Here is a 7,282-nt window from a genome sequence, read left to right as displayed (position 1 = left end):
CAGATGGGGTAAAGAAGTGTATAATTATTTTGGTACACAGGGAGGCGAGAACAATATTTTCATTGATTGGAATGGTACAGATAAAAATGGAATTGAATTAACTGCTGGTGTTTACTATTATGTAGCTGAAGTTAACTTTGATGTCGTTGATCCTTCTAATGCAATGCAGAAAATTAAGGGATGGGTGCATCTATTGAGATAAACAATCCATTTAATAAACATGTCATTTTTTTTGATGGCTATTGTAATCTCTGCAATTCATCAGTTGATTTTGTTTTAAAAAGAGATAAGGAAGCCAAGTTTCTATTTGAGTCTCTGCAATCCGATTATGCACAACAAAATCTAACCTCTAAACTCCCTAAAAATACTGATTCTATAGTTGTTTGGACCTCATCAGGTCAGGTTTTACTGAAGAGTAGCGCAGCCATATTTATTGCTTTACAGCTAGGAGGCTGGCTTAAATTATTTGCGATTTTCAAACCGCTACCAAGCTTTTTAAGAGATGCAGTTTATATGTTTATTTCCAGGAATCGTTATCGGTGGTTTGGAAAGAAAAACACATGCCGATTGCCTAGTGATGATGAAAGGGCTAGATTTTTAGAAGCTTATCAAAATAGCTAATTTAGCATCTTTTAAACCTAATTAAACTAATCGACTATATATGAAAGCATACGTTTTCCCAGGACAGGGCGCGCAATTTACAGGTATGGGTAAAGACTTGTATGAAAGTAATGCTACGGCCAAAGAAATGTTTGAAAGAGCCAATGAAATACTTGGTTTTAGAATCACAGATATTATGTTCGAAGGAACTGCTGAGGAACTTAAGGAAACTAAAGTAACACAGCCTGCAATTTTTCTTCATTCAGTAATTTTAGCGGCAACCAGTGGTGATTTTAGGCCAGATATGGTTGCAGGACACTCATTAGGCGAGTTCTCAGCATTAGTTGCTAATAAGACATTGAATTTTGAAGATGCATTGAAACTGGTTTCTCAAAGAGCGTTGGCTATGCAGAAAGCTTGTGAAGTCAACCCATCAACTATGGCGGCTATACTTGGGTTGGAAGACGCTAAGGTTGAAGAAATATGTGATAGTATTGATGAAATAGTGGTAGCGGCTAATTATAACTGCCCGGGCCAATTAGTAGTTTCGGGAAGCAATAAAGGTATAGAAATTGCATGTGAAAAAATGAAGGAGGCTGGTGCAAAAAGAGCATTACCCTTACCAGTAGGTGGAGCATTTCACTCACCGCTGATGGAGCCTGCCAGAGCAGAACTTGCGGAGGCTATTAAAAATACTAGCTTTAATACACCTATTTGTCCCGTGTATCAGAATGTAAATGCAAAGCCTGCAACGGATGTTGAAACAATCAAGAAAAACTTAATAGATCAACTAACAGCACCAGTCAGATGGACACAATCAGTTCAAAACATGGTAGCTGATGGAGCAACGCAATTTGTAGAGTGCGGTCCAGGTAAAGTGTTGCAAGGACTTGTGAGAAAAATCGCTCCTGAGGCAGAGGCGATGAGTATTTAAATATAACTATTGAAGTTGGGCGTCCAGTTTTTTTACTGAAAGCTGGTCGTCCAATAACGCTAGCATTTCTTTATTCGATTTTCCACTGATCGGATGCATAAAATCTGGAGCTAATTCAACTAAAGGAGCTAAAGTGAACTTTCTATCAGCAATTCCAGGATGCGGAATGATTAAGTCTTCTTCATTGAATTTCGTATCACCATAGTATAGAATGTCGATGTCAATTATTCGAGCTCCCCATTTCTCTTTTCTAACTCTTCCTATTAGCTCCTCAATTTTTAATATTTCTTTTAATAAACTCTTAGGGTCAGTAGCTGTTTTAATCTCAAGTACCTGATTGTAAAAAGCTGGCTGGTCAGTTACACCCCACGGTGCAGTTTCATAAACAGAAGAGATTTTTACAATTTCAGAGAACGACCAAATGTATTTTATGGCCTGCTTTAAATTGCTAATTCTATCACCCAAATTGGAGCCTAATAATAGATATATTCCGTCTGTCATAATTAGCCGCAAAAATAGAATTAACGTCTTTATAAATGCTGTTTTACTTGTTAATTTTAACTTCTTTATAATAGGATAAGTATGAATTTTTTAAAGAATATACTCTCTACGTTAATTGCACTCCTACTATTTAGTGTAGCAGGATTTTTTATAATGTTGGGAGTGATTGGTTCTCTGTCAGAGAAGGATAAAGTGGTGGTTGATGAGAATTCGATTCTTTTTTTAAACCTGGACAAGCCTATAACAGAACAGGAAATTGAAAATCCACTTGATGATATTGAATTCCTTGCTGCTGAAGAAAGTAGTATTGGATTAATAGAATTGAAAAAGTCTATTAGGAACGCTGCCAAGGACCCAAATATAAAGGGTATCTATTTACGGCTTCATTACTTTATTGGAGGGATGTCTTCGCTTGAAGAGGTGCGTATGGAGTTAGAAGACTTCAAAGAGTCTGGAAAGTTCATTATTGCTTACACCGACTATTACAGCGAGGGAGCATATTACCTTGCTAGTGTTGCTGATCAGGTAATTCTTAATCCTGAAGGGGAGATAGAACTTAATGGTCTTAATGCTAATGTCACATTCTTCACAGGGTTGTTTGAAAAACTTGGTATCAAGCCGGAAATATTTAGAGTGGGGGAGTTTAAGAGTGCGGTAGAACCGTATTTTAGAAAGAGCTTGAGTCCTGAAAATGAGCTCCAGCTTTCAGAACTTCTCAATGGTATAAATGATAATATGCTATTGGGAATAAGTAAATCCAGGGAAATTGAGTTTGATCGTTTGAAAGAAATTTCCAATAAGATGGAAGTGCGTGAAGCAGAAGATGCTTTAAGGCTGAACCTGATTGATCAATTAGCTTACGAGGATGAAGTATTAGAGAAGTTGAAGGAAGCCTCAGGTGTTTCTAACTTGGAAATGATCTCCTACAAAGACTATAAAAAAAGCTTTAGCACATTCAAGCTTTCATCTAATGAGGTGGCGGTTATAGTGGCTTCAGGTGAAATTGTAATGGGTAGAGGTGAAGATGGAACGATTGGTGGAGATAAGTTTGCCAAGCAGATAAGGAAAGCCAGAGAGGATAAAGGTATTAAGGCAATTGTGTTAAGAATCAACTCTCCAGGAGGTAGCTATCTGGCATCAGATGCTATGTGGAGAGAAATTAAGTTGGCAGCTGAAGCTAAGCCGGTAATAGCGTCAATGTCAGATTATGCAGCATCAGGAGGTTACTACATGGCCATGGCTTGTGATACAATAATAGCTCAACCAAACACCATCACTGGGTCTATTGGAATTTTTGGTATGATGTTTAACCTTCAGGGGTTGCTAGAAGATAAATTGGGCCTAAATCATGATGAAGTACAGACTGGAGAGTTTTCAGGAATGATGACTGTGACAAGGCCTTTAACCGCTGTTGAGAAATCTATCATTCAGAAGAGTATTGAGAAAAATTATAATACTTTCATTGATAAGGCTGCAGAAGGACGGAATATGAGCCGTGAAGATATGTTGAAGATTGCATCAGGTCGAGTATGGACCGGTACTCAGGCAGAAAAGCTAGGGCTTGTGGATATATTGGGAGACTTTGATGATGCTATAGAAATGGCAGCGGAAAAGGCTGGTATTTCGGAAGATTACAAAGTGCGTTATTACCCTGAAGTTAAGCCATTTTTCGAAAGAATTTTTGAAGATTTTGAGGATCAGGCCAGGGCTAAAATGATCAAATCAGAAGTTGGGGAGCTTTACCCATACCTTGAGAAAATAAAGAAGGTGAAGAACCTTCGAGGTGCTCAGGCAAGAATGCCATTTGAATTAGAAATAAATTAATTTCGACTACAGACTTTAAACATATTGTAGTTATTTTGCTCATATGAATTATAGAAACGATTGGACCAAAGAGGAGATTAGCGAAATATTCAATTCTCCAATTCTTGACTTAATATACAGGGCAGCAACAGTTCATAGAGAGCATAACGATGCTCAGGAAGTTCAGGTTTGCACCCTTCTTTCAGTTAAAACAGGCGGCTGTCCCGAAGACTGTGCGTATTGCCCGCAGGCAGCACGTTACCATACAGATGTTAAAGTTCACAAGCTTTTACCTACGGAAGAGGTTTTAGGCAAGGCCAAGGAAGCTCAAGAAGCTGGGAGTACCAGATTCTGCATGGGTGCAGCATGGCGTGAGGTAAGAGATAATAAAGACTTTGATAGAGTGTTAGACATGGTTAAAGGTGTCAATGCAATGGGGATGGAGGTTTGCTGTACTTTAGGAATGTTATCCGAAGAGCAGGCTAAGAAATTAAAGGATGCAGGCCTTTATGCTTATAATCACAACCTTGATACGAGTGAGGAACACTATGACGAGATTATATCAACAAGAACATATGATGATAGACTAGATACATTGGATAATGTGCGCAATGCAAACATATCTGTTTGTTCTGGCGGTATTATTGGTCTTGGCGAGTCTCATGGAGATAGGATAGGAATGCTGCACACTTTGGCAACACTTCCTGAACACCCTGAGTCAGTTCCTGTCAATGCACTTGTGCCAGTTGAAGGAACACCGCTGGAAGATCAGCCAAGAGTTTCTGTATGGGAAATGATCAGAATGATAGCCACAGCAAGAATAATTATGCCTAAAGCTATGGTCAGACTTTCTGCAGGTCGAGTAAGAATGTCAGTAGAAGAGCAAGCATTGTGTTTTATGGCTGGCGCCAATTCTATATTTGCCGGAGATAAGTTGTTGACTACTCCAAATCCTGATACTGTAGAAGATAAAGAAATGTTTCAAATCTTGAATTTGAAGCCAAGAAAGGCCTTTAAAGGTTCTGCAGAAGTAAAGTTTGAGCAAATTCCTGGAGTGGGAGTAGAATAAGACTCGGATAAAATTTGTAAAAAGGGAGCACTTTCAAAGTGCTCCCTTTTTTTTATGTTCATTATATAAAAGGTGCAAAAAAAAAAGCGGCTTGAATTATCAAGCCGCTTTTTTAATGAGTTAAAATAAATGCTTATTCAGCAATCACTTTAATACTGATCTCATGTTGTACTTCTCTGTGAAGGTCAACGATGGCAGTATACTCTCCTAATTCTTTAATCGGGTTGAAAGAGATTTTCTTTCTATCGATATCGAATCCTTTAGCTTTCAATGCATCAGCAATTTGTAGCGTAGTGATAGCACCAAAGATTTTTCCGCTTTCACCAGCTTTAGTACCTATCTCTAGAGTTAGGGTACCGAGTGCCTTAGCAATTTCTTCAGCATCTTTCTTCAACTTCTCAGCTTTGTGAGCCGCTTGCTTGATGTTCTCGTTTATCATTTTTCGATTCGCCTCATTAGCTATAATAGCATAACCCTGAGTAATCAAATAATTTCTTCCGTATCCTGGCTTTACACTTACTGTGTCATTCTTATAACCAAGACCTTGTATATCTTGCTTTAATATTACTTCCATTGTCAGTCTTATTTAAGAGAATCAGTAACGTAAGGTAGTAAAGCTATGTGTCTAGCTCTCTTAACAGCTTGCGCTATTTTCTTTTGAAACTTCAAGCTAGTACCAGTAAGTCTTCTTGGTAAAATCTTTCCTTGCTCGTTTACAAATTTCAATAAGAAATCAGGATCCTTGTAGTCAATATATTTAATGCCGTTCTTCTTGAATCGGCAGTATTTTTTTCCTTGTTCGCCTCTGTTGATAGGCTCGTTCATTAATGTCATGATGCTACTGGCTCCTCCTTAGCTTTTTTCTTGTCTTTACGGAATGCTCCGTTCTTTCTTCTTTCGTTGTATTCTACAGCGTGCTTATCTAAAGCTACTGTTAAGAATCTCATCACTGCTTCGTCTCTTCTGAATTCAGTTTCTAGTTTGTCAACTGCTTCGGAGTCTGCCTCGAATTCGACTAGGTTGTAAAAGCCTGTGGATTTGTGCTGAATTGGGTAAGCCAATTTCTTCAAGCCCCACTGCTCTTCGTTGATCACTTTTGCACCAGCATCTTTGATCACCTGTACGAACTTCTTGACAGTATCCTTCATCTGTTCTTCAGATAAAACGGGATTTAAAATGAATACCGTCTCGTAATTGTTCATGGTTACTTTATTTTGTTATAAAATTTCGGACTGCAAAGATAAAATATTTGTCATTTAAAAAAAAACATTGATCTATTTATCTGTTAAAACCCATAGTCAATATTTACTTCGTATGTAAATTAAAAAAGTGAAGTTAAGCATAATCATACCCACCTATAACGAAGAACAGCACCTGAAAACGCTTCTGCCTTACCTACAGAATAATAGTTCAGGGTATTTGACGGAGATCATCATTGTAGATTGTGGATCTTCAGATAAGACAATCGCTGTTGCCAGGGAGTATGAAACTAAAGTGATAAAAACTGACAGTAAGGGCAGGGCTCGGCAGATGAATTTAGCGGCACTAGAAGCAAAAGGCGAGGTGCTCTATTTTGTGCATGCAGATACTATCCCCCCTTCTGGTTTTGATAAACTAATTATAGACAATGTTAAGGTGGGTAGAAATGCAGGGTGTTTCACTTCTATATTTGATTGGAATCATCCATTTCTTCGTTTCTGCAATTTCTTCTCACGACTTCCTTTTTGGTTTTGTAGAGGGGGAGGCCAAACGCTTTTTGTGACAAAGCATCTTTTTAATTCCCTTCATGGTTTCGATGAAAGCATGACTATAATGGAAGAATATGAATTAATTGATAGGTTAAAGGCAAATACAAAATTTAAGATTGTGAAGAAGAATGCTATAACCTCGGCAAGGGATTACAGGGAAAATGGGCCGTTTAAACTCCAGTTTATTTATGCTTGTGTTTTTATATTATATGCTTTAGGCGCTTCTCAGGATTATATGCTAGACTTTGTGGGCAGGCACATAGCCAAGCCTGCGAAGTCGTGCAGTTGACTTTTCTTCTATTTGCAAAACATTTGTACCATTAATGCGCGTTGTAGTTAATGACTTTAACAATCATATGAAAAAGGCATATTCATTTATATTTCTAATATTATTGATAATCAATTGTTCTGCTGAAAAGACTGAAAGCAAATCAGGAAATCCACCATCACATGAAATATTTGATGAATTGCTGAGAAGTAATGTAGTTGGTGATGAAGTGGACTATAAAGGCTTCATAAAGCATAGACAGAAGTTTGAAACATATCTGGACCTACTAAGTGACAACCCTCCCAATAAATCTACATGGTCCAGGAACGAGCAATTGACATATTGGATAAATGCCTACA

At 37.9% G+C, this 7,282-nt stretch carries 10 protein-coding genes and 1 pseudogene; 7 read left to right on the top strand and 4 right to left on the bottom strand.

The genetic code is table 11. The features are described 5' to 3' along the window. The 3 genes from E1140_RS02965 to fabD all read left to right on the top strand — a co-directional run. A partial coding sequence (locus tag E1140_RS02965) for a T9SS type B sorting domain-containing protein (protein WP_155178886.1) occupies positions 1 to 202 on the top strand: 202 nt, incomplete at its 5' end. Beyond that, a complete protein-coding gene (locus E1140_RS02960) occupies positions 181 to 621 on the top strand; it encodes a thiol-disulfide oxidoreductase DCC family protein (protein ID WP_155178884.1) in 441 nt (146 codons plus the stop codon). The genes E1140_RS02965 and E1140_RS02960, both read left to right, overlap by 22 nt. A 40-nt stretch (positions 622 to 661) precedes the next feature. After that, positions 662 to 1,534 carry an ACP S-malonyltransferase gene (gene fabD, locus E1140_RS02955; protein WP_155178882.1) on the top strand — a complete coding sequence of 291 codons (873 nt, stop codon included), beginning with the start codon at positions 662 to 664 and terminating at the stop codon, positions 1,532 to 1,534. A 6-nt stretch (positions 1,535 to 1,540) separates the two neighbouring features. Here the strand turns inward: fabD and folK are convergent, their stop codons facing one another. Further along, entirely contained in the window at positions 1,541 to 2,035 is a 495-nt protein-coding gene (folK, locus tag E1140_RS02950; protein ID WP_155178880.1) for a 2-amino-4-hydroxy-6-hydroxymethyldihydropteridine diphosphokinase, read from the bottom strand. Positions 2,036 to 2,116: 81 nt separating this feature from the next. Here folK and sppA point away from each other — a divergent pair, with 81 nt between their 5' ends. Both sppA and bioB read left to right on the top strand, forming a co-directional pair. Continuing rightward, positions 2,117 to 3,859 (top strand): signal peptide peptidase SppA, encoded by a 1,743-nt coding sequence (gene sppA, locus E1140_RS02945; protein WP_155178878.1) that lies wholly within the window; start codon positions 2,117 to 2,119, stop codon positions 3,857 to 3,859. Positions 3,860 to 3,902: 43 nt separating this feature from the next. After that, positions 3,903 to 4,907 (top strand): biotin synthase BioB, encoded by a 1,005-nt coding sequence (gene bioB, locus E1140_RS02940; RefSeq protein ID WP_155178876.1) that lies wholly within the window; start codon positions 3,903 to 3,905, stop codon positions 4,905 to 4,907. Positions 4,908 to 5,040: 133 nt separating this feature from the next. Here bioB and rplI read toward each other — a convergent pair whose 3' ends face one another. Genes rplI through rpsF form a run of 3 tightly spaced genes read right to left on the bottom strand, consistent with a single transcriptional unit; the run spans position 5,041 to position 6,109 of the window. Further along, positions 5,041 to 5,481: a 50S ribosomal protein L9 gene (rplI, locus tag E1140_RS02935; protein WP_155178873.1), complete on the bottom strand. Its 441-nt coding sequence runs from the start codon at positions 5,479 to 5,481 to the stop codon at positions 5,041 to 5,043. Positions 5,482 to 5,489: 8 nt separating this feature from the next. Then, entirely contained in the window at positions 5,490 to 5,741 is a 252-nt protein-coding gene (rpsR, locus tag E1140_RS02930; protein WP_155178871.1) for a 30S ribosomal protein S18, read from the bottom strand. Beyond that, the gene (gene rpsF, locus E1140_RS02925) at positions 5,738 to 6,109 is read right to left on the bottom strand and encodes a 30S ribosomal protein S6 (protein ID WP_155178869.1); all 372 of its coding nucleotides are present in this window, start codon (positions 6,107 to 6,109) and stop codon (positions 5,738 to 5,740) included. Before rpsF ends, rpsR begins: the two co-directional genes overlap by 4 nt. Positions 6,110 to 6,236: 127 nt before the next feature. On the opposite strand from rpsF, the gene E1140_RS02920 reads away from it, so the two are divergent. Both E1140_RS02920 and E1140_RS02915 read left to right on the top strand, forming a co-directional pair. Further along, positions 6,237 to 6,944: a TIGR04283 family arsenosugar biosynthesis glycosyltransferase gene (locus E1140_RS02920; RefSeq protein ID WP_155178867.1), complete on the top strand. Its 708-nt coding sequence runs from the start codon at positions 6,237 to 6,239 to the stop codon at positions 6,942 to 6,944. 34 nt (positions 6,945 to 6,978) lie between these two features. Further along, a pseudogene (locus tag E1140_RS02915) lies at positions 6,979 to 7,282 on the top strand (hypothetical protein); the annotation flags it as partial.

Origin of the sequence: Fulvivirga lutimaris (assembly GCF_009711525.1) — a bacterium.
GTDB classification, from domain to species: domain Bacteria; phylum Bacteroidota; class Bacteroidia; order Cytophagales; family Cyclobacteriaceae; genus Fulvivirga; species Fulvivirga lutimaris.
This window is presented reverse-complemented; position numbering and strand designations above follow the sequence as displayed.

Coding starts and splice junctions, on each gene's coding strand:
- folK (WP_155178880.1), bottom strand. CDS start 2,035: ATGACAGACGGAATATATCTATTATTAGGCTCCAATTTGGGTGATAGA.
- rpsR (WP_155178871.1), bottom strand. CDS start 5,741: ATGACATTAATGAACGAGCCTATCAACAGAGGCGAACAAGGAAAAAAA.
- bioB (WP_155178876.1), top strand. CDS start 3,903: ATGAATTATAGAAACGATTGGACCAAAGAGGAGATTAGCGAAATATTC.
- rpsF (WP_155178869.1), bottom strand. CDS start 6,109: ATGAACAATTACGAGACGGTATTCATTTTAAATCCCGTTTTATCTGAA.
- sppA (WP_155178878.1), top strand. CDS start 2,117: ATGAATTTTTTAAAGAATATACTCTCTACGTTAATTGCACTCCTACTA.
- fabD (WP_155178882.1), top strand. CDS start 662: ATGAAAGCATACGTTTTCCCAGGACAGGGCGCGCAATTTACAGGTATG.
- rplI (WP_155178873.1), bottom strand. CDS start 5,481: ATGGAAGTAATATTAAAGCAAGATATACAAGGTCTTGGTTATAAGAAT.
- E1140_RS02960 (WP_155178884.1), top strand. CDS start 181: ATGGGTGCATCTATTGAGATAAACAATCCATTTAATAAACATGTCATT.